Here is a 26,243-nt window from a genome sequence, read left to right on the forward strand (position 1 = left end):
CTATTGTTCAAAATTATCGGCTACAAACTGGTCGAGCAGGCGCACACCAAAACCGGTTGCACCTTTATCCCAAACAGGTCCAGGTTTGTCAGCCCACACCATGCCGGCAATATCCAAATGCGCCCATTTCACACCGTCTTGAATGAAACGTTGTAGAAATTGCGCCGCCGTTATCGAACCGGCACCCTTGCCACCAACATTTTTCATATCCGCAATAGGTGAGTTAATTTGCTTGTCATAAGCCGCGGTAAGCGGGAAGCGCCAGAGGGGATCCCCTGATGTTGTACCAGCTGCAAGGAGGGTGTCGGACAAGCCATCATCATTGCAAAAGCAGCCAGCATGTTCATTGCCGAGCGAGACAATAATTGCACCGGTTAAAGTGGCTAGATTAACCACCATTTCGGGTTCAAATGTTTCTTGCGTCCAATGCAAGGCATCGCAAAGTACCAGACGCCCTTCCGCGTCGGTGTTGATAACTTCAATCGTTTGACCACTCATGCTGGTCACGACATCTCCGGGACGCTGTGCATTACCATCAGGCATATTTTCAACCAGGCCGCACACGCCGACAACATGGGCATTGGCCTTGCGTCCAGCCAAGGCCTTCATCGTTCCAGCAACAGCTCCGGCGCCGCCCATATCCCATTTCATATCTTCCATGCCACCAGGCGGTTTTAAGGAAATCCCGCCTGTATCAAATGTTACACCCTTGCCGACCAAAGCCAGCGGCTTTTTTTGCGCGCCATTTGTCCCATCCCAGCGCATCGCTAACATCCGCGGAGGTCGAACCGAACCCTGAGAAACGCCCAACAGCGCTCCCATTCCCAGTTGTTCCATTTCTTCTTGACCCAATATGGTGATTTCGACACCCATGGACTGCAATTCTTGGCAACGCTCGACGAAGCTCTCAGGATAGATTATATTTGCGGGTTCGGAGACCAACTCGCGCGTTAGCGCGACGCCATCTGCAACAGCCGACAAATCCTGCCAGATTTTGGCGGATTCCATATCGGTATCAAGCACGGTGATTTCGGTCAGCGTTTGCTTCGCATTTTCCGGCATGGTTGTGCGATATTTATCGATTCTCCAGCTCCGCAATTTTGCGCCAAAAAGGAGTCGCGCTAATCGTTCCTGATCCAGTCCGCTTGGATGAATAGCCAAATGTTTGACGCCAGATGCAATAAGCTTCGCGACAACGGCGCCGCCTGCGGCTTCATTGTCTTTGCGATTGCCCTTCCCGGTGCCGGTTAAAATAACCTGGACCACAGCGTCGCCTTCGGTGATAAATGTCTGGAAAGTCTGACCCGTTTTGCCTTCGAACCGAGCCGCTTTCGCGGCCTTGCGAACAAGCCCTTCTTGTTCAAGCCCCAAGGCACTATTCTCTAATCCATCTTTAGGGATCGCAAAGGCAATGGCATCAGGCGTGGAAGCGGGGCTGGCAGCAAATGTGAATTTCATCGGTAAAACGTCCTTATCAATCGATCATCAGCGTCTTTATGCGCGACTTTATGATCTTCTGTTCAGCATCAATCAATGAAAGATTGGCTCTTGCATTGCAATGATCATTTCGCACTCAGTTCAAACCAAATTGGGGTAGATTAAAAATTCTGCCATAGAAAATTTGCAGCGAACGCAATCTGGTGCAATAGGGCGGTGGCGGCGTGATGGTAAAAGTCAATATGCCGATAATTTTTGGGGCCAAAGGTAGGTTAATTTCGTCAATGAAATCTTCCATCGCATTGATTGCATTGGCGCTTCCCCTTGCGCATCCTGAGGCTGCTATTGCCCAAACTGAGCCAGAAGCGGCTGCACCTGCCGCTGCGGATAAAGCCGAAGAAATTGAGTTTAGCGCGGATACGATCGACTATGATTTTGAAAATGATGTCGTTACCGCAAAGGGCAATGTCGAGTTAAACCGGGATGGTTACCGGCTGCGGTCCGATCGCGTGATCTGGAATCGGAAAACCGGAATCGTCCGGGCCGAAGGTGATATTCGCTCCATCAGCCCAGATGGCGATGTGGCTTATGGCGACGCTATCGTTCTGACCGACAGTTTACGCGATGGTATTGTCGATAATTTGCTTTTGGTTTTGGATGACGGCAGTCGTCTCGCCGCGAGCAAGGGGGAGCGTTTTTCCGATGGCTCTCTCGCTCTGGACAACGCAGCCTACACGGCCTGTGCGGTAACCACCGAAAATGATTGTCCCAAAAACCCCAGCTGGCAAATCAAGGCCGTCAAAGTGCGCTACGACCCCATAAAGAAGCGTGTGAGCTACGACGGAGCCCGAATCGAGATATTTGGCCTGCCCGTCATTCCATTGCCCGGCTTATCGCACCCGGTGAGCAATGAGAATCGTAGCGGTATATTGGTACCCAATCTGCGGTTTGATTCCACCAATGGGGTGTCGGTTTCCCTGCCCTATTACTTCAATTTGGCGCCCAATGAAGATGCCACCATCACCACCCAGGTCTTTACCGAAGTCGCACCATTGGTGAGCGGTACATATCGCAATCTCAGCGAAAAAGGGGCGTTCCAGCTCACTGGATATGCAACATACGGGTCGCGCATTCCCACTGGTGCAACTGGTCCTCTGCCAGACGCGCAAAAGGATTTTCGCGGATATTTTGCTACAAGCGGTCGGTTCATACTCGATGAAAACTGGACAATCTCGCAATCGGCGCGACTGGTATCTGACCGCACGTTTTTGCGGCGCTATGACATTAGTGACGATGACAGCTTACGATCGACCATCAACGTCGAACGCATAGATGACAGCAGTTATTTCTCTCTTGCGGGATGGGCTTTTCAAACCTTGCGCGCCGGCGATCCCCAAAATCGGGTCCCCATTGCCTTACCGGTCATTGACTATCGCAAACGGATTGCTGATCCGATCTTGGGCGGACAGACACAATTGCAGTTTAACAGTCTCGCTATTGGCCGCACTGAAGGACAGGATACCCAAAGAGCATTCGCTTCCGCGCGATGGGACTTGCGCAAATTAACGACTTTAGGTCAGGAAATCACTCTGACTGGCTTTGCCCGCGGCGATGTTTATCACAGTCAAGATAATGCGCTCAACGAAACCTTGATTTATCGGGGTCAAACAGGTTGGCAGGCCCGCGGTATCGCTACCGCTGCTATTGATGTAAAATGGCCCTTTATCGGCCAAGCCTTTGGCGGCACGCAAACGGTTACGCCGCGTTTTCAGGTGGTGGCGACACCGGCTATCTCCAATTTGTCGGTACCGAATGAAGATTCGCGATCGGTGGATCTAGAAGATACGAATCTTTTTGCACTAAACCGCTTCCCCGGATTTGATCGCTACGAAGATAATCTGCGCGCCACCTACGGGCTAGAATGGAATCTCAACCGACCTAATTTGCGCATCGATGCCATTGTCGGCCAAAGTTACCGGTTGGCCAATAAAAGCAATATAGTTCCGGAAGGCACGGGTCTTTCTGAACGCTTTTCGGATATTGTTGGCCGCACAGAAGTGCGATTCAAGGATATTGTGAAATTTACCCACCGTTATCGGCTGGACAAAGATAATCTTGCTGTTCGCCGAAACGAAATAGATGCAACTGTGGGCACGCGCGATACCTATGCGCAAATTGGATATTTACGGCTAAACCGCGATATTGGCGCCGGTATTGAAGATTTAAGCGATCGCGAGGAAGTGCGCATTGGTGGTCGCTACCAGATTGACAAATATTGGTCCGTCTTTGGATCAGCGATTATCGACCTCACCGATGCCCGCGAAGATCCGCTTTCGTCCGCCGATGGGTTTGAACCTGTGCGCCACCGCATTGGGGTCGCTTATGATGACGGTTGCTTGTCGCTTGGTGTGACTTGGCGTTATGACTATGAAGATACCGGTGATGATCAGCGGGGCAGCACTTTTCTGTTCCGGCTGGCCTTACGCAATTTGGGTGTGTAAGGCGACTGGTAGGGATGATGGATTGCTCATATTAGGTTCAGCCGAAATCTGATATAAAGCGCGTTCAACTTGATGTTAGAGTTTGAAAAGAAACGAAAAATGAATTTTATGCGTACAAAAATTATTAGCAAACAAACAAAATTTGCGATTGCTGCCAGCGCTGCATTATTTGCCGGGGTACAGTCGCCCGCGCAAACCGTAGCGGACAATAGCGTACCGCAAGCCGGGCTCAATATTCCCGAGCAGTTGACGATTTTTGGCAAAAATGATCCCAATGTCCGCCGGGCCACAGCTTTGGTTAATGGCGATATCATCACCGGCACCGATGTAGGGCATCGCTTAGCGTTAATTGTCGCGGCCAATGGCGGTAACGTTTCAGATGAAGAGCGCGATCGTTTGCGCCTGCAGGTATTGCGCAATCTGATCGACGAAACGCTGCAAATCCAAGAAGCGGAAGCGAATGAAATCACAATTTCACCCAGTGAAATTGACCAAACATTCAATCAAGTCGCGCAACAGAATTTCAAACAGGATATTAACGCCTTTGACCAATATCTGCGGTCACGGGGATCCTCAACCGATACGCTGAAACAACAAATTAAAGGCGAGCTGGCCTGGAGCCGACTGCTTCGCCGGAATATCCAACCCTTTATCAATGTCGGCGATGAAGAGGTGAATGCGATCATCGAACGCCTCAATGCATCCAAAGGCACAACAGAATATCGCATTGGCGAGATTTACATGTCTGCTGCACCCGAAGCAGCTGAGCAGGTCGCCGCCAATATGGCCCAAATTCTCGACCAGATTCGCAAAGGCGGCTCCTTTGTCGCCTATGCCCGTCAATTTTCCGAAGCGTCTACTGCGGTAACCGGCGGTGATTTGGGTTGGGTTCGGCCTGGCCAATTGCCGCAAAGCCTGGCTGAGACCGCAGCGCAAATGCAAATCGGCCAAGTGGTCGGCCCCGTGCAAGTTCCCGGCGGCTTTTCAATCCTTTACCTGATCGATCAGCGCCAAATTCTAACCGCAGATCCGCGTAATGCGATCCTCAGTCTCAAGCAATTGTCGATTAGTTTCCCAGCCGGAACAACGGAAGCACAAGCCACGTCGCGCGCGGCTGAATTTGCGTCTGCCACCCAATCAATCAAGGGCTGTGGAGCCGCAAATGAAGTCGCTTCAAATATTGGCGCATCTATTGTCGACAATGACCGCGTTCGCTTGAAAGACTTGCCGGGTCCATTGCAAAATACCATCGCCAACCTGAATATCGGCCAAGCCAGTCAGCCCTTTGGCTCGGTGGTCGATGGTGTGCGTGTGCTCATCCTCTGTGGCCGCGACGATCCGCAAACAGCCGCTGCGCCATCCTTCGACCAGATAATGTCGCAATTGGAAAATGAGCGCGTCAATAAGCGTGCTCAAATCTACCTTCGTGACCTGCGCCGCGATGCTATCATCGAATATAACTGATCGGTATTGGGGTGACAAAACCCTTTGCCATTTCGTGCGGAGACCCGGCAGGGATCGGCCCTGAAATCATCTGCAAAAGCTGGTACGAGAGGATAAACTCGGGTCTTGATTGCTTTTTCGTTGTTGGAAATTTTGAAGATTTCAAAGGCGCCGATGGCCAAGGTCTAGGCGGCATCCCCATTGCCAAAATTTCCGAACCGGCAGAAGCCAAATCGAAATTTGCAAATGCACTTCCAATTCTTGATATCCACCATGGCGAACCGACCATTGCTGGCGAGCCCACGCTAGATGGTGCGCAATGCGCATTGCACGCGCTCGAAATAGCCTGTGGTTTGGCGCGTTCCGGTGATGCCGGAGCGGTTATCACCGCGCCGGTTTCCAAGTCGCAACTGTACAAAGTCGGCTTTCGCTATCCTGGCCAAACTGAATTTGTTTCAGAACGATGCGGCATCGCCCGCGAAAATGCCGTGATGATGCTCGCTGGCCCGTCGCTGAGGGTCATTCCTATGACGATACACATTCCTTTAAAAGACGTTCCGGAACAACTCACTGAACCTTTGATAATCGCTCGGGCCCAAGCCGCCCATAAAGCAATGATCCGGAATTTCGGTGTAGAGAATCCGCGGATTGCGATTGCCGGCCTTAATCCCCATGCGGGAGAAAACGGAGCCCTGGGCGAAGAAGAAAATCTGGTTATGCGCCCCGCTATTGAAAGCCTGGTTGGTGAAGGTCTGAATGTTTCCGGCCCCTTGCCAGCCGATACCATGTTTCATGAAGAGGCGCGGTCTCGATATGATGTCGCCCTATGTCCTTATCATGATCAAGCCTTGGTTCCTCTCAAAACACTGCATTTTTTCGATGGGGTCAATCTGACGCTCGGGCTCCCCATCGTGCGCACTTCTCCCGACCATGGCACAGCATTTGAAATTGCCGGCAAAGGTGTCGCCGATCCCCGATCGATGATCGCCGCCATTCAGATGGCGTCGACTGCTGTATCAAATCGCGAAAAATACGACCTTTGAGCCGTTCGTCATCCGCCCAACCGTCTCTCCCTCCGCTAAGAGAGGTCATCAAGAAGCACGGGCTGTCCGCAAATAAGGCATTGGGTCAGAATTTCCTGCTCGATACGCAGCTTTTAAATCGCATAGCCGCGGTGCCGGGCGATTTACGGGAAAGCCATGTGTTCGAAGTCGGGCCGGGACCAGGCGGATTAACCCAAGCGTTGCTGTTGGCCGGAGCGAAAGTGACTGTTGTGGAGCGCGATGATCGCTGCCTGCCAGCGCTCCATGAGCTCTCAGACCATTTTCCTGATCAACTCAGGGTGATAAGCGATGATGCCTTGAAAGTAGATCCCTCAAGCCTGTTCGATCAACCCTTTCATATCCTTTCTAACCTGCCTTATAATATCGGTTCTGCCCTTCTCATCAAATGGCTATCGAGCGAAACATGGCCGCCGGAATGGCAATCGCTAACGCTCATGTTTCAGCGCGAAGTTGCCGATCGCATTGTCGCCAAAGAAGGCGACAGCGCTTATGGACGCCTGTCGATATTGGCTCAGTGGCGATGTGAGGCCAAATTGGCCATGACCGTCCATCGTTCAGCTTTTACACCGCCCCCAAAAGTCATGTCGGCAATCATTCATCTCACACCAAAATCCCAGCCTGACAATGTTCAGCCGGCGCAATTGGCCAAACTGACCCAAACCGCCTTTAGCCAGCGGCGCAAAATGTTGCGGCAAAGCTTGAAGGCGCTTCCCGGAGGACTGGCGGCGTTAGCCGAAGTTGGCATTGACGGCACGCGCCGGCCAGAAACCGTCAGTGTTGACGAATTCATCGCCATGGCCCGGTGTCTATCCCGATAAGCGGACTGTTGGCTTAACCAGCCGCCTTTAACTTCAACCGATAGGCATGAAGCAAAGGTTCGGTATAACCGCTAGGTTGTTCGACACCTTTGAACACCAGATCCCGTGCAGCTTGAAAAGCCAGGCTCGCTTTGGGATCACTCGCCATCGGACGATAAAGAGGATCACCGGCATTTTGGGCATCCACTTTGGCCGCCATCCGCAAAAGCGCGGCATCCACTTGTTCGGCGGTGCACACGTCATGCAGCATCCAATTGGCCATATGCTGGGAAGAGATCCGCAAAGTTGCACGATCTTCCATCAAACCCACATCATGGATATCCGGTACTTTCGAGCAACCAATTCCCTGATCGATCCAGCGCACTACATAGCCCAATATACCTTGTGCATTATTGTCCAATTCGCGCTCAATTTCTTCTCCTGACCAATTATGGCCATCGGCCAATGGCACAGTCAGCAGTTTATCGAGCGAGGGAATATCTTGGTCCGCAACTTGTTTCTGGCGGTCAAAAACATCGAGACGATGATAATGAATAGCATGCAAAGTTGCTGCCGTCGGACTGGGCACCCAAGCGGTATTGGCACCGGTTTTGGGATGACCGATTTTTTGCTCCATCATATCAGCCATCATATCAGGCGCGGCCCACATTCCTTTGCCGATCTGCGCTTTTCCAGACATGCCGCAAGCCAAGCCAATAGCGACATTTCGGGCTTCATAAGACTGGATCCAGTCACTGGCCTTCATATCCGCTTTGGCAACCATCGCCCCGCCTTGCATGCTGGTATGAATCTCATCTCCAGTGCGGTCCAGAAAACCGGTATTGATAAAGACAATCCGGTATTTCACTGCGTGAATGCAAGCCGCCAAATTGGCCGACGTGCGGCGTTCTTCATCCATCACTCCAACTTTGATGGTATTGCGAGCAAGGCCCAGCAGATCTTCAACCGCATCAAATAAATCATTAGTGAATGTACATTCCTCCGGACCATGCATTTTGGGTTTGACGATATAAATTGACCCGGCATTGCTGTTGCTCAGATCGCCCAATTTCTTCAAATCATGTATCGCGATAAGGCTTGTAAACACGCCATCGAGCAAGCCTTCGGGTGCTTCGGAGCCATCGGCCAGTAATACTGCCGGATTAGTCATTAAATGGCCCACATTACGGACAAACATCAAGCTCCGCCCGGGAAGCGAAAATGAACCACCGTCCAGATCCTGATATTCCCGATCAGGATTGGCTCTGCGTTCCGATTCCTTTCCAGATTTCATGAATTTTGCGGCAAGATCTCCCCGCATTAGGCCTAGCCAATTGGTATAGGCCAACAGCTTGTCTTCCGCATCAACCGCTGCGACAGAATCTTCCATATCGATGATTGTGGTCAGCGCGGCTTCCATCAACAGATCAGCGATATGTCCAGGATCATCTTTGCCGATGGGATGATCGGCATTAATGACCACTTCCACATGCAATCCGTTATGTTTCAGCAGCAACGAGTCACCATTGCGACCAATCAATTGATCCGCGTCCACCAGGTTGGGAAGCCCCCCACAAAAATTGGTCCAGCTGCTGTCCCTTAAAGGAAATGTTTCATCCAAAAACGCTTTGGCTGCAGCGATAACCGCTTGCCCCCGAACCGGATCATATCCGCCCGGAATGGCCGGCGGCGCGTCGAGCGCATCAGTGCCATAAAATGCATCATATAGGCTTCCCCAACGGGCGTTTGCGGCATTAAGAACAAAGCGATCATTCAATGATGGGACCACCAATTGCGGTCCGGCCATTTTGGCAATCTCCGGATCAACATTTTCTGTGCTGATCGAAAAAGGCGCCGGCTCTGGAACCAAATATCCGATATCTTTCAAAAATGCCTGATATTCTTCCTGCACAATTGCTTTGCCTTGATGGGCTGCATGCCATTCATCAATTTGCGATTGCAATTTTTCTCTTTTCGTTAACAGGTCTGCATTGAGAGGCGCAAACTTCGCTAGCAAATCTGCGAAACCCGACCAGAAATTTTCTGGATCGACACCGGTCCCCGGTAATGCGCGATCATTGATAAAATCAAAAAGCAATGCCGAAATCTGGACATTATTTTTCAGGACATATTCGGACATGATAGTTCCTCTGATATACAAAAACAAAGCATAGCCCCGACAGCATTGCCTGAGCGTGCAGTGGTAATCTTCCGGGGAGGAATCGGTTGCACGCTATGACTGTTGAAGCCGTTTTTGTAAATGCCGGAAATCATTTCCTTGCCGAACATCAGGCGATCCTCCAGAAACGAATGCAGATGGATCTGAACAGAAAATTGAAATTGCTAGAAACCAGCCTTGAGCGTGCAGCGGGCCGTTTGGGTGACATCACCATTCCGGTTATGGAACGCTATTATGCCGAACACCCCGGGGCGAAAAAATCCTTTCAAGACCATGGCTTAGGCAACAGGTTTAAACTGGAAGCAGAAATGGTTGAAAGCACCGTTTATTGCCTGATGACTTGGTTAGAGCGCCCGGAGGAAATCCGGATCATGTTTGGCAGTACTGTTCCGCATCATGAAGAGACGTTAAAGGTTGAAAGCCATTGGTTTAACGGACTTGTCGACGCGGCCATCTATGTAATCCTGGCTACTATTCCTGAGGACAAGCCGGCTGAACGCGCCCTCTGGCAGGAAATTCAACAGGAATTAAATACTCTAATCGCTGATGCTCGATTGCACTAGTGGTCCTATTTCCGTGTCTGTCGGAAAAAGGTGACAGCAATTGATTACAAATGCTATCAGTTTGGAATGACCGTCCAAACATTGCAAGAAGCACCCATTCTCGAGAAAGCCCACGATATTCCGCTGCTCAAGCGCACGGAACAGTGGTCAGAAGTAAACAGCGGCAGCACCAATTTACAGGGTTTAAAAACCGTTGCGGATTATCTGGCCGACGCTTTTTCTGTACTTCCCGGCGAAGTGAGTTTGATCCAGCCTGAACCTGTAGAAGCAGTGCGGACAGATGGATCGATTGACAAAATTTTTCGCGGCCAACATTTGCTAACGGCAGTGCGGCCCAATGCTCCGATACGCTTATTGCTGACCGGTCATATGGACACTGTGTTTCCCGCAGATCACAGCTTTCAAAATCTGGAATGGATCGAAGACGGTGTGCTTAATGGCCCAGGCGTTGCGGATATGAAAGGAGGCATTTCGGTCATGCTTGGCGCTTTACAATTGCTCGAACAGAGCGACTGGGCCAGCTTTATCGGCTATGATGTCATGATCAATAGCGATGAAGAAGTTGGTTCGGCCTCTTCTGCGGCACTGATTGAACGAACAGCACAAAATAAGGTGGCCGCCCTGACCTATGAGCCTGCTTTACCCGATGGCACATTGGCCGGAGAACGCGGCGGTAGTGGAAATTTTTCGATCATCTTTACCGGGAAAAGCGCTCATGCTGGCCGCAACCCCGACGAAGGCCGCAATGCGCTGGTCGCTGCCGCTGATATGGCCTTGAAGCTAAAGGCAACCCATCGTGAGGGCTTGAGTGTCAATCCCGCAAAAATAGAAGGCGGCGGGCCGAATAATGCCGTGCCTGATCATGCCATATTGCGGGTGAATTTTCGGCCGAAAACTTTAACCGATCAAGAAGATGCACAAAATATTTTGGATCAACTGGTCGACAAAGTCGCTGCGGATCATGATCTCACCGTGGTTTGCCATGGCGGCTTTGGTCGACCACCCAAACCGATTGATCCGCAAGCGAAAAAGCTGTTCCATTTGGTAAAAAATTGTGGTGCGGACTTGGGCCTGGATATAAATTGGCGCGGAACTGGCGGTGTTTGCGATGGCAATAATATTGCCGCCTGCGGCGTGCCGGTTGTCGATACGATGGGCGTTCGAGGCGGCGCCATTCATAGCGCGGATGAATTTTTGATCGCAGAAAGTTTGGTCGAGCGCACACAATTGTCCGCGCTGACCATAATGCGCATCGCGGCAAAAGGGGGATTATGACAAATTTCAGGATAAGAGCTGCTCGGATTGAAGATCTGCAGCATCTTTATGAAATGGCAAAACTGACAGGCGGCGGATTTACCAATTTGCCCGCCGACAAAGACAGTCTGACTGCCAAACTCGAGCGGTCCGCACGGGCTTTTGATCGCAGTTCAGAAGACCATGGCAACGACCTATTCGTGATGGTCTTGGAAAATGTAGACACTGGCGTTGTAAGGGGCACATCACAGCTGTTCACCATGGTCGGACAAAGTTGGCCTTTTTATTCCTACCGGCTAAGCACCTTGTCGCAGACCAGCAAGGAATTAGACCGCACCTTTCGAGCAGAAATGCTTACGCTGGTCACCGATCTGGAAGGCGCCAGCGAAGTCGGCGGCTTGTTTTTGCACCCAGGCGAACGGGCGGGTGGACTGGGAATGCTGCTAGCAAGGAGCCGCTATCTTTTCATCAAAGAGCATCGCTCGCGTTTTGGTGATCGCTTATTTGCCGAGTTGCGGGGTGTGATCGATGAAGCTGGCGGCTCGCCATTTTGGGATGGTTTGGCCGGCCGTTTTTTCGGAATGGGGTTTCAGGAAGCCGATTATTTTAACGCCATTCATGGCAATCAATTTATCGCTGACCTAATGCCGAAACATCCGATTTATACGGCAATGTTAAGCGAAACCGCGCGATCTGCCATTGGCATACCCCATCCCAATGGCCGGGCGGCGATGCGGATGCTTGAAAATGAGAATTTTTCCTATGATGGCTATGTCGACATATTTGATGGTGGCCCAACCATGATCGCCAAGACCGATAGCGTTACCAGCGTGGCCAATAGCAATGCCGGAGTTATCTCAGATATTTCGAAGGATGAGAAAGGATCCAAATCGATTATTTCCTGTGGCCGATTGCATGAATTCCAAGCCACTTACGCCTTTATCAGCGACACCGAAAACGGCCTTATTATCGATCAAAATGCTGCCTCCAATCTCGGCCTGAAGGTCGGCGACAGCATTTGGCATATACCAAGATAGAAAGACACCATGTTGCAGGAAATCAACTTTGATGGGATTATTGGTCCCAGTCATAATTATGCGGGCTTGAGCCACGGGAATATCGCTTCTTCAGCCCATGCCGGTGATGCATCCTATCCCAGAGAAGCCGCGCTTCAAGGGCTGGAAAAAATGCGTCACAATTTGGCATTGGGTCTGGCGCAAGGCTTTTTCATGCCATTGGGTCGCCCTAATATCCCGTGGCTTTCCTCCCTAGGGACAAACTTGGATCAGGCACCCAGCCATATCCGCAGCGCCGCCTATTCTGCATCATCCATGTGGTCAGCCAATGCCGCGACCATTTCGCCCGCGCCCGATTGCGATGATGGAAAATGCCACATGACTGTGGCCAATCTGCAGACTATGCCGCACCGCAGCCATGAATGGCCGGGGACTCTTTTGCAGCTGCGCACCGCCTTTGCCAATCGCGATCATTTTACCGTGCACACACCCATACCCTCTCCATTTGGTGATGAAGGTGCAGCCAATCATATGCGGCTTTGCGCTTCCCATGACACGGCTGGCCTTGAAATTTTTGTCTATGGCAAAAGTGGCGGCCGATTTCCGGCTCGTCAACATATCGAAGCCAGTCAGGCTGTGGCACGCAAACATGGTCTTGGAGACAGTCAGGTCATATTTGCGCAGCAATCGGAAAAAGCGATAGCCGCTGGTGCTTTCCACAATGATGTGGTGGCCGTTGCTAATGAACATACTCTGTTCACTCACGAAGATGCTTTTGAACATCGCGAACAATTTTATAACGAAATATTGGACAAATTTCCTCAGGCCAACATCATCACTGTGCCTGCGAACAAGGTCAGTTTGGAAGATGCGATTCAATCCTACCTGTTTAATGCTCAACTGGTGTCCCTGCCAGAAGGCGCTGGCATGGCATTAATTTTACCCACCGAGGCAAAGGAAAACAAGGCGGTGTGGTCTTATCTAGAAGAATTGCTCGCAGGCAACGGAGCGATCCGCAAATTATGCCCAGTTGATGTTCGGCAATCCATGGCCAATGGCGGCGGGCCAGCCTGCTTACGTCTGCGCGTTGTCGCCGATAGCCGATGGGTGGATCAGCGGTTTATCGCCACAACAGAAAAATTGGATCTTATGGCAGATATTATCGCTCAACATTGGCCTGAAACTATCCGACCAGAGCAATTGAAAGATCCACATTTACGCGAAACCATCGCAGACGCGCGGATGGCACTTTTAAAATGCTGTTCGCTGACAGAACTCAACGTTTAACAGCGCCGCAACTGTCGAATTAACTTACAGTTAACTATAATTGCTTTTGCCAATCTCCCATATTTCTGGGCTTGGCACAGCCCTTGCTACTCTATTTTACATGTGGAAAAAATTTAAACGCCTATTCATAATCAAGACCAAATTTGAAGCTTATCTGATCACTTATGCGCTTGCCACAGGCGCCATCGCTCGTGGTCAGGATTATCTGATACAATATCCAGGATATGGCGGAATTTTACTCTTCTTGGCTTGCACGGGATCCGTGTTCATGGCGGGCGCGAAAATGATCGAAGCCATTGATTATCACAAAACCTACGGACAGGATTACTGAACCATAAGCGGCAGAGAAGTCGAGCGTTGAGTGAAGGTGGGGGTTTCTGTTGCTCGGCACCCCCAGGCCGCCGGAATCCCTTCTGTTGCCCGGTGGGTCCAACCGCGCTTTAACTTCTTAAGTTACAACCGTGAGGTCGTTGGCTTAAGCCGCTACTGCGAGTGCTTCGTTATCGTTTGCACTTATAGTTTAGAGCAATCACGGCATACTCAGGCCGGGTAAAAACAATGCTTTTCAACACACGTCGATCCTAGTTCGGCCCCTTCAGCACAGATATTTCGGAATATCTGAAGTGGTGGAGCCGCCGGGTACCGCCCCCGGGTCCGTTGTGCCTATTGCACATCGCAATTTATCACCATAGTCCGCCGAAGCCGACAGGCTCTATATAGAGGCTTAATTCTGAATGAAAAGACAATGACCAAAAAATAGGGGCGCAGACTGGATAGTCCACACCCCTGATTTCAAGTCAAATCTTTTTGAAACGAGATTATTTTTTCAAATTGTCCCGAATTTCGGTCAAAAGATCAATTTCGCTTGGACCGGATTCTTCTTCTTCGGCCTTTTTGACAACTTTATTAGCATAACGAACAATCATGAAAATGATGAATGCCAAGATGACAAAGTTAATGATAACCGTCAGAAATTGTCCCCAACCCAGCATCGGCACGCCCGCTTCTTTCAGCGCAGCATAGTCAGTTGAACCGGCCAGTTCTGCAGGCGGTGTACCCAATAATATAAACATAGTTGAAAAGTCAGGCGTGCCGAAAATGGCGCTGACAATTGGCATAATCACATCTTCCGTCAATGATGTGGTGATGGTGGCAAATGCTGCCCCAATAATGACCGCAACAGCCAAATCGAGCACATTGCCTTTTAGGATAAAGTCTTTAAATTCTGCGAACATATAGGATACTCCTCTTCCCCGTAAGAATGGGAGTAAATGCCCGATTAACTTCGATTTGTCGAGAGAAGTCATTGCAATCGGCGGCTTTCGTACCTATTTTTACATTTGATGAGGCGTTCAATCTGAATGTGGGAGAAATTTAATATGCGTGGCACAATAACCAAATTTTTGATCGTACCGATATTGGCCCTGGCGCTCAGCGCTTGCGGTATCAACAGTGTGCCAACGGCCGAGGAAAACGTTAAAGCGAAATGGGGAGATGTTGAAAGAACCTATCAACGCCGCGCTGATTTAATCCCCAATCTTGTCGAAACGGTCAAAGGATTTGCCGCGCAAGAGCAAGATACGTTGACCGCTGTGGTCGAAGCGCGTGCAAAGGCAACATCCATTCAAGTCAGTGCCAATGACTTGGGCGATGCATCAAAAATTCAGGAATTTGCCGCAGCTCATGGAGCTTTGTCGCAGGGTATAGGTCGCTTGCTCGCTTCAGTCGAAGCTTATCCCGATCTGAAATCCAATCAGAATTTCCTTGCTCTGCAAAGCCAACTCGAGAGCACTGAAAACCGCATCAGTGTAGCGCGCCGCGACTATAATGAAGCGGTTCGGCAATATAATACGACGATCCGTACCTTCCCGGATATTATCGGCGCCAAAATCATCCATGGCGCAGAACCTATGGAACCGTTTTCTGCGACCACTGAAGGGGCTGATGAAGCACCAGATGTTTCCTTTTAACCGGTGAATGCGCATCGCATTATAATGGGTTTGACGATCCTTTGGATCAGCACGATTAGCGGCGCCAGTAGTCCAGATTTATTGATCAACGCGGAATGCGCTGGGGTATCGCATAGGACAGCGGATTGGCGCTTTAGCAGCCAAGCTGCAAATCCAAAACAATGGTCCAATCGCAACAATGGTCACCCAACTGATCTGCAGGAGAGAATTACAACATGAAACTGATCCGTTCTTTGCTCCTCTTGATTTTATGCGCTGCTACCACGCCTGCAATCGCCCAGAATTTTCCGGAACTAACCGGCCGCGTCGTCGATCAGGCTGATTTATTGAGCCCGGCTCAAGAAGCCGCAATAACGTCCAAGCTTGAAGGGTTGGAAAACACAACGACCAGGCAGTTTGTCGTAGCCACCATCAACGACCTCGAAGGCTATGATATTGCCGACTATGGCTACCAGCTCGGTCGAGCTTGGGGTATCGGCCAGGATGGCGACGGTGAAACCGAAAAAGACAATGGCATTATTTTGCTGGTTGCTCCTAATGAGCGTAAAGTCCGCATAGAAGTGGCTTACGGACTGGAAGGCATTATGACTGATGCGCTATCAAGCATCATCATACAAAACAGCATTTTGCCGCGTTTTCGCGAAGGCAATATGGCAGCCGGCATCGAAGCGGGCGTCGATCAGGTCTTGCTCCAGCTTGTCCTACCGGAAGAAGAAGCCCGCGCAAATGCGGCACAAGCGGCAACCCTGCAGCGCGAACGATCCAATAGCGGCGAGTCTGGTTTGGCCATATTTTGGATTATCGTGATAATCGTCATCATTTTTATATCCATATCGAACTCAAGGGGTGGCCGACGCTATCGCGGTGGTTCCGGACCAGTGGTAATCTGGGGCGGTGGCGGTTCCAGTGGATGGGGCGGATCTGGTGGAGGATTTGGCGGCGGCGGTTTCGGCGGTGGCGGCTTTAGCGGCGGCGGCGGCAGCTTTGGCGGTGGCGGTGCCTCAGGAGGATGGTAATGAAAAAGGTCAATCAACTGTCCGAAGCGGATCACAAGCTTGTCACATCAGCGGTGAGCGAAGCGGAAAAATCCACAGATGGCGAGATTGTCACCATCGTTACGGATTTGTCGGACAAATATCATGATGCTGGCTTGCAGTGGGCGATCGGGCTGACTTTCCTATTCTTGTCATCACTTGCTGTCTTTCCCGCCTTTTATCAGTCTATGGTCAATAATCTATTGGGCGGATGGGAGCAGGATGTCACCACCGCAGGCGAGCAAATGGCGATTATGTTCATCGCTGCTGTCGCCCTATTCTTGGCCATGCGTTATCTCTTTGCCTGGATGCCACTTCGTCTTTTTGTCACACCCAAAAGTACAAAACAACGCCGGGTGCGCAAACGAGCAATCGACTTTTTCAAAGTGGGCGCTGAACGCCGAACAATGGGTCTGACTGGCATATTAATTTATGTTTCCTTGAAAGAGCATCGGGCAGAAATTGTTGCTGATGCCGCTATAGCCGAGAAAGTATCTCCAGAAGTCTGGGGGGAGGCCATGGTTGCCTTGATTGATGAAATCCGAGCAGGACGGCCGGGTGAAGGCATGGCTGCGGCTGTCCGACATGTCGGCGTGGTTCTGCAAGAACATTTCCCCAAGACGGATATGAACCCGAATGAGCTCCCAGATCGGCTGATCGAAATTTGAGCATCATCGATTCCGATGCGCCGGTGGAAACTATGTGGGAAGGTCGTTTCATAACCGCGAAACGCCAAGGAAGATGGGAATATGTTTCGCGCAGCCGCGGGATACGCGCTGCGGTTATCTTGGCAATTGATGAGGGTCATGTTTTGTTGGTGGAACAATATCGAGTTCCGCTTGGCAAAAATTGTGTCGAACTGCCCGCAGGATTAGTCGGCGATCAGGATGACAATAGCGATGAAGACGCATCTGTTGCGGCCATTCGGGAATTGGAAGAAGAAACCGGTTATCGTGCTGCTGAGATGGAAAATTGTGGTGAGTTTTATTCTTCACCAGGGATGGTATCCGAAAGCTTCTCGCTGTTTAAAGCCCATCAGCTCACTAAGGTAGGAGACGGAGGCGGTGTTGCCGGCGAGAACATCACCGTGCACCGCATTCCCTTACAAAAGCTCGACAAATTTATCGCCGATAAGCGTGCAGAGGGCGTCGCCATTGATGTGAAATTGCTATTGTTTTTACAGTTCAGCGGATCGTCGGACTAACGAAAATTATCCGCATAAGCTTGAATTTTTAGCGTTTTCTGCGGTGTAGGAACAACAGAATAGGCAATGCCATATTTGTCAGCATAAGCCTTGGCTGCATCGGCGTCAGGAAATTTCATTTGCACTTGCCGCTGCGTGTCACCGGAACCAGACCAGCCAGTTAAGGCATCTGCTTTTCGCGCTTCAGATGGTTCAAATTCCAACACCCATTTGTCGGTCAGTGCCCTGCCAGACTGCATTGCATTCATTGGTATCTGATAAATCCGCGCGGCCATTATCTGTTCCTTTGCTCGGCGCTTCAATAAGCCCGTGAGATGGCAAATTCAACCGCTTCGGTCATTGCTGCCTTTGCTTTTCCAGAAGGAAAGGCACCCAGCGCATCTATTGCCCGTTGACCATAATGACGCGCTCGCGAAATCGTGTCGTCAATCGCTCCGGTAGAATGGAGCAATTGCGTGGCAAAGGCCAGATCATCATCGGAGCATTTGTGGCCGATTATAGCTTCTTTCCAAAATTTGCGATCATCCTCATTGCCTCGTGCATAAGCCAATATGACCGGCAAGGTGACTTTCCCTTCCCGGAAATCATCGCCGACATCCTTGCCCATGGTTTCGCTATCCGAAGAATAGTCGATCGCATCGTCAACCAATTGAAAGGCAATGCCCAAATTCCGGCCATAGGAATCCAGCGCCATTTCTGCTTCTTCTCCGCGCTCCGCGACAACGCCTGATATACGGCTAGCAGCAGCAAAAAGCGCGGCGGTCTTGGACCCGATAATATCCAGATACCGATCTTCGCTTGTATCTATTTTACGCTGTGCGGTTAGCTGATTCACTTCGCCTTCGGCGATGATTGCTGAGGCGCTGGACAAGATTTTCAACACTTTCAGCGAACCATCTTCAACCATCAATTCAAACGAGCGGCTAAACAGAAAATCGCCAACAAGTACGGTTGCGGGATTGCCAAAGACCAAATTTGCTGTTGTTTTTCCGCGGCGCAAATCAGAACCATCAACAACATCATCGTGAAGCAAGGTGGCGGTATGGATAAACTCAACCGCTGCGGCCAATTTGAAGTGACGATCCCCTTCATAGCCAATTAATTTTGCGGCGGCCAAGGTCAGCATAGGACGCATCCGCTTACCGCCACCGGCAATTAAATGTCCCGCCAGTTCTGGTATCAAAGGGATTTCAGACTGCATGCGATCTAGGATCACACTATTCACTTGATTCATGTCACTGGCGACAAGAGCCATAAGCGGCTCCAACGAAGGGGTCGATTCACGCCCCAGATGATGGACTGTTGCAGACATAATCCATGCGATGTGGCAAGGGATTGATGATAAGGCAAGTGAAATCAAAGCATCTACAGGTGAAGTTTGCAAAACTTGCGAGCAAGTCTATCAAGCAAGAAATCAAAGCAGAAAATCAGGTGGCTATCTATGGACGACACGCTCAAGCAATATCGCGAAAGCATCAACAATATCGACGCCGCATTGGTATTCATGCTGGCCGAACGCTTCAAAGTCACGCAAGCCGTGGGTGAATATAAAGCGGCAAATAAGCTGCCACCAGCCGATCCGTCCCGCGAGCAAGAGCAAATTTCCCGTTTGCGCCAATTGGCCAATGACGCCAATCTTGATCCGGAATTTTCAGAAAAGTTTCTGCGCTTCATCATAGATGAGGTTATCCGCCATCATGAACAGATTCGGGAAGAATCCGCCTGAACCTTTTACATTGGAAATTTAAGGCCCAAAACACCTGAGACCGTATGGGTGATAAAATTGCGCACCCCAGGCCAGCGCGCAAAATTGTCAATCACAAAGTCCCGCGCCCAAGGCAATGTTTTGCTATTGGATTGGTAAAGCGGAGTGAATATGATGCTGAGCGCTTGATAAAGTTGAATGTGAAAAACGCGAGATTGATGATATTTTTTTGATAAATCGTCCAAATTGTTGGCGCCTTGTATTGCCTGGGCTAGCGCACCAGCATCGATCAGGGCCATATTGGCGCCCTGCCCCAATTGCGGGCTGGTACAATGCCAACTGTCTCCCACATGGTATAATCTTTTGGATGTTCGCGCTGAGCCAGTGCGATGGCCATAAATGGCCATAGTTAGCGCATCCATCGATTGAATCTGCTGCACAAATGGTTCGGCCTCTGGCCACAAATTACAAAATTCCGATCGAAAACGCCCAATACCTGCTGCGATCACCTGATCTACATTATCAGGCTGCTCCGACCAGAAAATGGCCGCCCCCTGGTTACCGGTTTCCGGATTGATGCCCACGGGCATTATCCCCGCCATTTTCTCAGCATGCCAATAGCGCTGATCCAGCGCATGGGACAATATCGCGTGAGAATGCGGCATATCCACAGTGGCCCAAAATGCGCCATAGCTCAGTTTTCTCAAGTTACCGGTTGCCAGCGGGCTGCGTGCACCGCTGGCGTCAATCATCAGGTCAAATTTTTCGGTCGCTGAACCATCTGCAAATATCGGCTGTATCGCGGATGGATTCTCTTCATAATGGACCAGCTTTTTGTCCACTTTTATCGCAATGCCTTCCTTTTGCACAGCGTCCATCAACACTTGGAACAAGCTGGCGCGGTGAACGCCCAGTGCAGATATCGGATTGCGGGCATGCTGATAGTGCATATCCAGCGCGCGACGCCCGTTCGCAACCGAAATGCCATGCAACTGATGCACAGGGCTGGCGCGCTGTTCTATGGCGTCTAATAATCCCAAAGCGCTGAGAATATGTTGACCCGATGGCTGAATGAGCAGACCTGATCCCAAAGGCTTCGGCTGAGAAAACCGCTCAAACAAGGAGACGGCATGGCCCTTTTGGTGGAGAAACAAAGCACAAGCCAATCCGCCTGGCCCACATCCTATTATCGCTATTTTTTGAGGGTCCATAGGCAAGTTATATGACCTGATTAGGGATGACCTGCGGCCAAAATCAACTCGCTGCTACTGATTTGGGTAAGCAAAGCCTGACCATCAACCCGCCCAAATCTTCGCTTTCTTCCAGCGAAACCATACCTTGATAAATTTCCGCAACGTCGCGGACAATCGCTAGTCCCAATCCCGTTCCCGGCTTTCCGGTATCCAAGCGGACACCGCGATCAAATATGCGTTGCCGCTCCTCCGCTGGAATGCCCATTCCATCATCTTCAATCAACAATTCAACAAATTCATCGCCGGTCTCGACCGTGACAAATACACTACCGCCGCCATATTTGGCCGCATTCTCAACTAGATTTCCGATCATTTCATCCAGATCCTGGCGCTCCACCGAAACCACCGCATCCTGATCCCCATCAATATCGATACGAACATGTTTATAAAGTCGACCCACAGCGCGCTCTACAGCTTGTAGACTAGGCCAAACGCGCGCGCGGCTATGCGCATGACCCCGGCGACCCACAGCTCGTGCACGCGCCAGATGATGATCGACTTGCCGGCGCATAACCCCGGACTCACGGATCACTGTATCGGCGAGATCACTGGCTTTGGCTGTCGCGCTATTCATAATGACCGTCAGCGGGGTTTTTAGAGCATGCGCAAGATTTCCGGCATGGCGCCGGGCTTCCTCAGCTTGTTTTTCATTATGGTCGAGCAGCTCGTTCAATTCGTCAACCATTGGCGTGACTTCATTGGGCATGGGCTCGCTCACACGCTTTTGCTGACCATTGCGCATTTCACCAATCGCTTTACGAATTTTCCGCAACGGCCACAGGCCATAAAGTGTTTGCAAAGCCGCCATTCCGATGAGGCCCAGCGCCAGCAACAAAAAGCTGTTGACCAAAATCGACCGGATCTCATTGACTTGCGCGTTCAAACCTTCTCGGCTTTGGGCAACTTGAAAGGCCCATTTTACCTCGGAATCCGGAAGGATCACACTCCGCTCTACCATGCGCAGTGGCTCTTCTGGAAACTGATCGCTGTCGTAAAGATGCGTTTCGAGATCATCATGCGGCACTTCTTGGTCGAGTGTGCGATCCCATAAAGACCGGGAAGTGAAATCCTCATGGCCTTCACCGCTAATCTGCCAATATAAGCCGCTATTAGGCTCGAGAAACCGCTGATCCCCAAGCGGTCGATTGAAAAACACTTCGCCGGTCGGATCAATTTCCGCCGATGCAATCATCGCGGTGAGTGTATATTCCAATTGATTATCGAAGTTGCGAGTCACGGCATTGACCAAAACCCGGTCCAGCGCAACGCCGCCGCCGAGCAATAATATGATGATCCAGGCCGCCGCGATGCCAATCATTCGACGGCTCAATGACCCGGTGGTCTGTGTGCCGATCCGGGCTCTTGGCTGGCTTATTGCTTCGTCTGTTGGAAGGTCTATTTTGCTTGTTTCATTCAGCTGTCCGGATCCTCTAGACTATAGCCCAGCCCCCTGATTGTCGAAATTACATCCGCCCCTAATTTCTTACGGATGCGCGTAACAAACACTTCGATCGTATTGGAATCCCGATCAAAATCCTGATCATAAATATGTTCGATCAATTCCGTGCGCGACACGACCTTGCCCTTATGATGCATTAAATAGGAAAGCAGCTTATATTCTTGTGCGGTGAGTTTTACCGGGCTGCCATCGAGCGTAACCTTCCCGGATCGCGTATCCAACCGCACGTCTCCAGCAGTTAATTCCGATGATGCATTGCCTGAAGCGCGGCGAATAAGCGCGCGCAATCTGGCGATTAATTCTTCTGTCTGAAAGGGTTTTGCAAGATAGTCATCGGCACCAGCATCCAACCCAGCCACCTTGTCAGACCAGCTATCGCGGGCAGTCAAAACCAGAACGGGAAAATTGCGCTCTTCTTTGCGCCAGCGATCGAGCACGGTGAGTCCATCTATTTCCGGCAATCCCAAATCCAGAATGACCGCGTCATATTCTTCGGTGGACCCCATGAAATGGCCATCTTCACCATCTGTGGACAAATCAATTGCATAGCCATTGCTTTCCAACGTCGCTTTTAACTGTTCCCCCAATGTGGGTTCATCTTCGACAATTAGCACGCGCATATGTTCACTCCAGAATACCGAATTTTATGATGATGTAGCTATATCACCATCAATAAATGTCACAATGATAAAGAGAAGATAGCTTAACGGCGCTCGCGCAAAATTGCACCCGTTCGTCCGTCAACGTCGACAAAGATAACGCGGCCTTGCTGAATGAACTTCAATCGATAGACTTGTGCAGCGGGGTCATATTCCGGACCCAAATATTGGCTGCCAGCCATGCGAGGCAAAACTTTATTTTCAATTGCTCGCAAGGATTTTCCTTTGCCTGCGATCATTTGCGCGCGGGCGGCTTTTTGTTCATTGTCTCGTTGAACCGCTTGTACAGGCACTGCCATACATGCCAACGCCGTCGACACAAAGAGTCCAGATAAGATCGATTTTTTCAACATAGGAATGTCATAGCCTTTTCGCTTTTAACACTATGTGAACAACAGGTTCAGTTTCAAACCGTTTATTGTGACAGGGGACTTGAGCCCAACGGCACGACACCCTAACGCACTTAATATGTCTCAACCACCCATTTTTGCTTATGAAGATCTATCCCTCCACCAAGGCGAGGGCTGGTTGTTCAAAAATCTCGATCTTCATGTCGGTCCGCGCGATCGATTGGCCTTAATCGGTCGCAATGGTGCAGGCAAAACAACATTGTTGCGTCTCATTGCAGATCAGATTGAAGCCGATAAAGGCAAAAGGATGATCCAGCCTGGCACTAATATTGTGATGCTGGAACAAGAGCCTGATTTCACGCCCTTTGAAACTTTATTGGATTTTGCCGTTTCGGGCAGCGCGGGACCAGCGGACCATGAAGTGCAAGCCATTGCTGATCAATTGTCGACCAATCTTGCCATTCGCGCCGACAAAGCAAGCGGCGGCGAAAAACGCCGTGCGGCGATCTGCCGGGCGCTCGCTTTGGAACCGGATTTGTTATTATTGGATGAACCAACCAACCATCTTGATCTTGGCGCAATTGATTGGCTGGAAGATTGGCTCGCGCGCTATAAAGGTGCGTTTATCACTATCTCGCACGACCGAACCTTTCTCACCCGCCTGACCAAGCAGACAATCTGGCTGGATCGGGGTGCGCTCCGCCGGCAAGAAGTGGGGTTCGGAGGCTATGATGCGTGGATGGAAAAAGTGCATGCAGACGACGCGCAGGCCGCACAAAAAATTGATGCTAAACTAAAACTGGAAGCCCGCTGGCTGGAACGCGGTGTCACTGCGCGCCGCAAACGCAATCAAGGCAGATTGGAAAAATTATATCAAATGCGGGCCCAACGGGCTGCGATGATCGGACCGGCGGGAACCGCGCAGTTAAAAGCACAAAGTGATGATGTCCGAACAAAGTCAGTCATTACCGCGGAACATATTTCCAAAAGCTTTGGCGAGAATGATGAGAAGCGAGTCATTATCCGAGACTTTTCACTGCGCATACAACGCGGTGACAGAATTGGCATCGTCGGAGCCAATGGTGCGGGCAAAACGACATTATTGAAAATGCTCACCGGTGAACTGGCTCCCGATACCGGTTCGGTTGTACTTGCCAAAACACTCAACGGCGTATTCATAGATCAGCAACGAAGCCTTTTGGAATCCGACAAATCGATCCGTGATGTGCTCGCAGATGGTAGCGACTGGATCGATGTTCGCGGCAATAAGAAACATGTGCAAGGCTATCTTAAGGACTTTCTATTCTCTCCCGGTTTAATCGATGCCAAAGTTGGGACCTTGTCTGGTGGTGAACAATCCCGATTGCTGCTCGCCCGGGAATTTGCGCACATGTCCAATTTATTGGTGCTGGACGAGCCCACTAATGATCTGGATCTGGAAACACTGGATTTGTTGCAGGAAGTTATAGCGGACTATGACGGAACTGTTTTGCTGGTCAGCCATGACCGGGATTTCCTCGATCGCACCGTCACAGTAACCTTGGGCCTCGATGGAAGCGGAAAAGTCGATATAATCGCAGGCGGCTATGCGGAATGGGAAGCCAAACGCAAAGCGGATAAAGATCAGGAAAAACCAAAGAACAGCGACAAACCAAAACCCACAAAAAATGCCGATAGATCAACTAGCCCCATCAAGAAGCTCAGTTATAAAGATCAACGAGACTATGATCTATTGCCCGCACGCCTTGAATCCATCGATCAGCGCATGATTGAGATTGAGGCCGCGCTTTCTGATGCGGATTTATACACAAAAGATTTTGCTCAATTTGAAGATCTCAGCCAAGAAAATGCGGCGCTTATCGATGAGAAAGAAGCGGCGGAGATGCGCTGGCTGGAACTGGCAGAAATGGTTGAAAACTTCCAAAGCGAACGAAATTCAAACAATCCATAGCCGCAAGATATAAGCGACTACCGCCAATATTGAGATACTCATGGCCCAAATGCCGGCCATCCAGGCCAGCTTTTTCCACAATGGGCTATCTTCAACCGATATCTCTTGCTTTTCGATCATTAGTGATAGCCCTCGGTGCCGACCTTCCCGCGAAAGACCCAATAAGCCCAACCGGTGTACACCAGGATCAGAGGGACAGTGATCGCCACCCCAAACAGCATGAAAAGTTGGCTACTTTCTGGCACTGCGGCGTCCCAAATCGTAATCTGATTTGGCACAATATAAGGGAACATGGATATTCCAAGTCCGGCCATGCCGAGCAGGAACAAGACGAGTGACAGGAGAAAAGGCGACGCTTCCCTCTTTTTAATCAGCCCGCGAAACAAGAAATAGCTCAATATGAGAACCATGAGGGGCACTTGTGCTGCAAATAAAATATTGGGCATCTCGAACCAGCGGGTCCAATATTGTCCATCAAGAAAGGGTGTATAAAGGCTGACCGCTGCCATTAGTCCTAACGTCGCCAGCGCAGCTGGTTTTGCCAACCGATAGGCCATGGTTTGGGCGCTATTTTCCGTTTTCCAAATCAACCAGGTTGCCCCCAATAGCGCATAGCCAGCAACCGTACCGAGGCCAGTCAACACCGTGTAGGGCGTGAACCAATCAAACCAACTTCCGGCATAAGCACGATCGACCACCTCTACCCCTTGCAGTAATGCGCCCAAGATCATGCCTTGTGAGAAAGCAGCGGCGAAAGAGCCGCCGGTAAAGGCCAAATCCCAAAAGGCCCGGTGATCTGGATCCCGCCACCGAAATTCAAAAGCCACCCCGCGAAATACCAAGCCGAGCAACATGATTATGATCAGCGGATAAGTCGCTGGTAAAATAATCGCATATGCCAACGGAAACGCTGCGAGCAATCCGCCGCCACCCAGTACCAGCCAGGTTTCATTGCCATCCCAAACGGGCGCAATACTGTTCATCGCCTGATCCCGCGCCTCACCCACAGCAAAGGCGGGAAACAAAATACCTATGCCCAAATCAAATCCATCCATGACAACATAGGCAAAGACGGCAAAAGCAATGATGAAGGCCCATATGATGGTTAGATCCATTA

At 50.5% G+C, this 26,243-nt stretch carries 26 protein-coding genes and 1 other RNA gene; 15 read left to right on the forward strand and 12 right to left on the reverse strand.

Annotation, left to right across the window (positions count from 1 at the left end; all coding sequences use genetic code 11):
* The gene (locus ABJU74_RS13420) at positions 1-1,458 is read right to left on the reverse strand and encodes a leucyl aminopeptidase (RefSeq protein ID WP_348384776.1); all 1,458 of its coding nucleotides are present in this window, start codon (positions 1,456-1,458) and stop codon (positions 1-3) included.
* Positions 1,459-1,721: 263 nt separating this feature from the next.
* Here ABJU74_RS13420 and lptD point away from each other — a divergent pair, with 263 nt between their 5' ends.
* The 4 genes from lptD to rsmA all read left to right on the forward strand — a co-directional run bounded on the left by lptD (position 1,722) and on the right by rsmA (position 7,263).
* A complete protein-coding gene (gene lptD / locus ABJU74_RS13425) occupies positions 1,722-3,938 on the forward strand; it encodes an LPS assembly protein LptD (protein ID WP_348384777.1) in 2,217 nt (738 codons plus the stop codon).
* Positions 3,939-4,046: 108 nt separating this feature from the next.
* The gene (locus ABJU74_RS13430; RefSeq protein ID WP_348384933.1) at positions 4,047-5,402 is read left to right on the forward strand and encodes a peptidylprolyl isomerase; all 1,356 of its coding nucleotides are present in this window, start codon (positions 4,047-4,049) and stop codon (positions 5,400-5,402) included.
* An 11-nt stretch (positions 5,403-5,413) separates the two neighbouring features.
* Positions 5,414-6,424, forward strand: coding sequence for a 4-hydroxythreonine-4-phosphate dehydrogenase PdxA (pdxA, locus tag ABJU74_RS13435; RefSeq protein WP_348384778.1), 1,011 nt, complete (start codon positions 5,414-5,416; stop codon positions 6,422-6,424).
* Positions 6,421-7,263, forward strand: a complete 843-nt coding sequence (gene rsmA / locus ABJU74_RS13440) for a 16S rRNA (adenine(1518)-N(6)/adenine(1519)-N(6))-dimethyltransferase RsmA (RefSeq protein WP_348384780.1) — start codon at positions 6,421-6,423, stop codon at positions 7,261-7,263. Before pdxA ends, rsmA begins: the two co-directional genes overlap by 4 nt.
* 13 nt (positions 7,264-7,276) lie before the next feature.
* Here rsmA and ABJU74_RS13445 read toward each other — a convergent pair whose 3' ends face one another.
* Positions 7,277-9,382, reverse strand: a complete 2,106-nt coding sequence (locus ABJU74_RS13445) for a malate synthase G (RefSeq protein ID WP_348384781.1) — start codon at positions 9,380-9,382, stop codon at positions 7,277-7,279.
* A gap of 95 nt (positions 9,383-9,477) precedes the next feature.
* Here ABJU74_RS13445 and ABJU74_RS13450 point away from each other — a divergent pair, with 95 nt between their 5' ends.
* From ABJU74_RS13450 to ABJU74_RS13470, 5 genes are all read left to right on the forward strand, one after another.
* Entirely contained in the window at positions 9,478-9,984 is a 507-nt protein-coding gene (locus ABJU74_RS13450; protein WP_348384783.1) for a hypothetical protein, read from the forward strand.
* A 66-nt stretch (positions 9,985-10,050) separates the two neighbouring features.
* On the forward strand, positions 10,051-11,259 hold the full coding sequence (locus ABJU74_RS13455) for a hydrolase (protein ID WP_348384784.1): 1,209 nt from the start codon (positions 10,051-10,053) through the stop codon (positions 11,257-11,259).
* Complete coding sequence (locus ABJU74_RS13460; protein ID WP_348384785.1) at positions 11,256-12,275, forward strand: arginine N-succinyltransferase; 1,020 nt, start codon at positions 11,256-11,258, stop codon at positions 12,273-12,275. Before ABJU74_RS13455 ends, ABJU74_RS13460 begins: the two co-directional genes overlap by 4 nt.
* A gap of 9 nt (positions 12,276-12,284) precedes the next feature.
* A complete protein-coding gene (locus ABJU74_RS13465; protein ID WP_348384786.1) occupies positions 12,285-13,541 on the forward strand; it encodes an N-succinylarginine dihydrolase in 1,257 nt (418 codons plus the stop codon).
* Between the two features lie 100 nt (positions 13,542-13,641).
* A complete protein-coding gene (locus ABJU74_RS13470; RefSeq protein ID WP_348384787.1) occupies positions 13,642-13,872 on the forward strand; it encodes a hypothetical protein in 231 nt (76 codons plus the stop codon).
* Positions 13,873-13,907: 35 nt separating this feature from the next.
* On the opposite strand, the gene ssrA is transcribed toward ABJU74_RS13470, so the two are convergent.
* Both ssrA and mscL read right to left on the reverse strand, forming a co-directional pair.
* Positions 13,908-14,286, reverse strand: a transfer-messenger RNA (tmRNA) gene (ssrA, locus tag ABJU74_RS13475).
* Positions 14,287-14,359: 73 nt separating this feature from the next.
* Entirely contained in the window at positions 14,360-14,776 is a 417-nt protein-coding gene (mscL, locus tag ABJU74_RS13480; RefSeq protein WP_348384788.1) for a large conductance mechanosensitive channel protein MscL, read from the reverse strand.
* A 144-nt stretch (positions 14,777-14,920) separates the two neighbouring features.
* Between mscL and ABJU74_RS13485 the strand changes: the two genes are divergently transcribed.
* The 4 genes from ABJU74_RS13485 to ABJU74_RS13500 all read left to right on the forward strand — a co-directional run bounded on the left by ABJU74_RS13485 (position 14,921) and on the right by ABJU74_RS13500 (position 17,749).
* Complete coding sequence (locus ABJU74_RS13485; protein ID WP_348384789.1) at positions 14,921-15,511, forward strand: LemA family protein; 591 nt, start codon at positions 14,921-14,923, stop codon at positions 15,509-15,511.
* A gap of 215 nt (positions 15,512-15,726) precedes the next feature.
* Positions 15,727-16,527 carry a TPM domain-containing protein gene (locus ABJU74_RS13490; RefSeq protein ID WP_348384790.1) on the forward strand — a complete coding sequence of 267 codons (801 nt, stop codon included), beginning with the start codon at positions 15,727-15,729 and terminating at the stop codon, positions 16,525-16,527.
* Positions 16,527-17,213, forward strand: a complete 687-nt coding sequence (locus tag ABJU74_RS13495) for a hypothetical protein (protein WP_348384792.1) — start codon at positions 16,527-16,529, stop codon at positions 17,211-17,213. Before ABJU74_RS13490 ends, ABJU74_RS13495 begins: the two co-directional genes overlap by 1 nt.
* A gap of 32 nt (positions 17,214-17,245) precedes the next feature.
* Positions 17,246-17,749 carry an NUDIX hydrolase gene (locus tag ABJU74_RS13500; protein ID WP_348384934.1) on the forward strand — a complete coding sequence of 168 codons (504 nt, stop codon included), beginning with the start codon at positions 17,246-17,248 and terminating at the stop codon, positions 17,747-17,749.
* On the opposite strand, the gene ABJU74_RS13505 is transcribed toward ABJU74_RS13500, so the two are convergent.
* Positions 17,746-18,024, reverse strand: coding sequence for an NADH dehydrogenase ubiquinone Fe-S protein 4 (locus ABJU74_RS13505; protein ID WP_348384794.1), 279 nt, complete (start codon positions 18,022-18,024; stop codon positions 17,746-17,748). The genes ABJU74_RS13500 and ABJU74_RS13505 overlap by 4 nt on opposite strands.
* 23 nt (positions 18,025-18,047) lie before the next feature.
* Positions 18,048-19,061, reverse strand: a complete 1,014-nt coding sequence (locus tag ABJU74_RS13510; protein WP_348384795.1) for a polyprenyl synthetase family protein — start codon at positions 19,059-19,061, stop codon at positions 18,048-18,050.
* A gap of 129 nt (positions 19,062-19,190) precedes the next feature.
* Between ABJU74_RS13510 and ABJU74_RS13515 the strand changes: the two genes are divergently transcribed.
* Positions 19,191-19,475 (forward strand): chorismate mutase, encoded by a 285-nt coding sequence (locus ABJU74_RS13515; protein WP_348384796.1) that lies wholly within the window; start codon positions 19,191-19,193, stop codon positions 19,473-19,475.
* A 5-nt stretch (positions 19,476-19,480) separates the two neighbouring features.
* On the opposite strand, the gene ABJU74_RS13520 is transcribed toward ABJU74_RS13515, so the two are convergent.
* From ABJU74_RS13520 to ABJU74_RS13535, 4 genes are all read right to left on the reverse strand, one after another.
* Positions 19,481-20,665 carry an NAD(P)/FAD-dependent oxidoreductase gene (locus ABJU74_RS13520; protein WP_348384935.1) on the reverse strand — a complete coding sequence of 395 codons (1,185 nt, stop codon included), beginning with the start codon at positions 20,663-20,665 and terminating at the stop codon, positions 19,481-19,483.
* A gap of 43 nt (positions 20,666-20,708) precedes the next feature.
* Complete coding sequence (locus ABJU74_RS13525; RefSeq protein WP_348384798.1) at positions 20,709-22,025, reverse strand: ATP-binding protein; 1,317 nt, start codon at positions 22,023-22,025, stop codon at positions 20,709-20,711.
* Positions 22,026-22,120: 95 nt separating this feature from the next.
* Complete coding sequence (locus tag ABJU74_RS13530) at positions 22,121-22,786, reverse strand: response regulator transcription factor (protein WP_348384799.1); 666 nt, start codon at positions 22,784-22,786, stop codon at positions 22,121-22,123.
* Positions 22,787-22,869: 83 nt separating this feature from the next.
* Positions 22,870-23,124, reverse strand: coding sequence for a hypothetical protein (locus ABJU74_RS13535; protein ID WP_348422597.1), 255 nt, complete (start codon positions 23,122-23,124; stop codon positions 22,870-22,872).
* 169 nt (positions 23,125-23,293) lie between these two features.
* On the opposite strand from ABJU74_RS13535, the gene ABJU74_RS13540 reads away from it, so the two are divergent.
* Positions 23,294-25,126: an ABC-F family ATP-binding cassette domain-containing protein gene (locus tag ABJU74_RS13540; RefSeq protein WP_348384802.1), complete on the forward strand. Its 1,833-nt coding sequence runs from the start codon at positions 23,294-23,296 to the stop codon at positions 25,124-25,126.
* Here ABJU74_RS13540 and ABJU74_RS13545 read toward each other — a convergent pair.
* Positions 25,112-25,246 carry a DUF2474 domain-containing protein gene (locus ABJU74_RS13545; protein ID WP_348384804.1) on the reverse strand — a complete coding sequence of 45 codons (135 nt, stop codon included), beginning with the start codon at positions 25,244-25,246 and terminating at the stop codon, positions 25,112-25,114. The genes ABJU74_RS13540 and ABJU74_RS13545 overlap by 15 nt on opposite strands.
* A complete protein-coding gene (cydB, locus tag ABJU74_RS13550; RefSeq protein ID WP_348384805.1) occupies positions 25,246-26,241 on the reverse strand; it encodes a cytochrome d ubiquinol oxidase subunit II in 996 nt (331 codons plus the stop codon). Before cydB ends, ABJU74_RS13545 begins: the two co-directional genes overlap by 1 nt.
* Positions 26,242-26,243 lie beyond the last annotated feature (2 nt).

This window comes from Parasphingorhabdus sp., from assembly GCF_039982415.1.
In the GTDB taxonomy this organism is placed as follows: Bacteria; Pseudomonadota; Alphaproteobacteria; order Sphingomonadales; family Sphingomonadaceae; genus Parasphingorhabdus.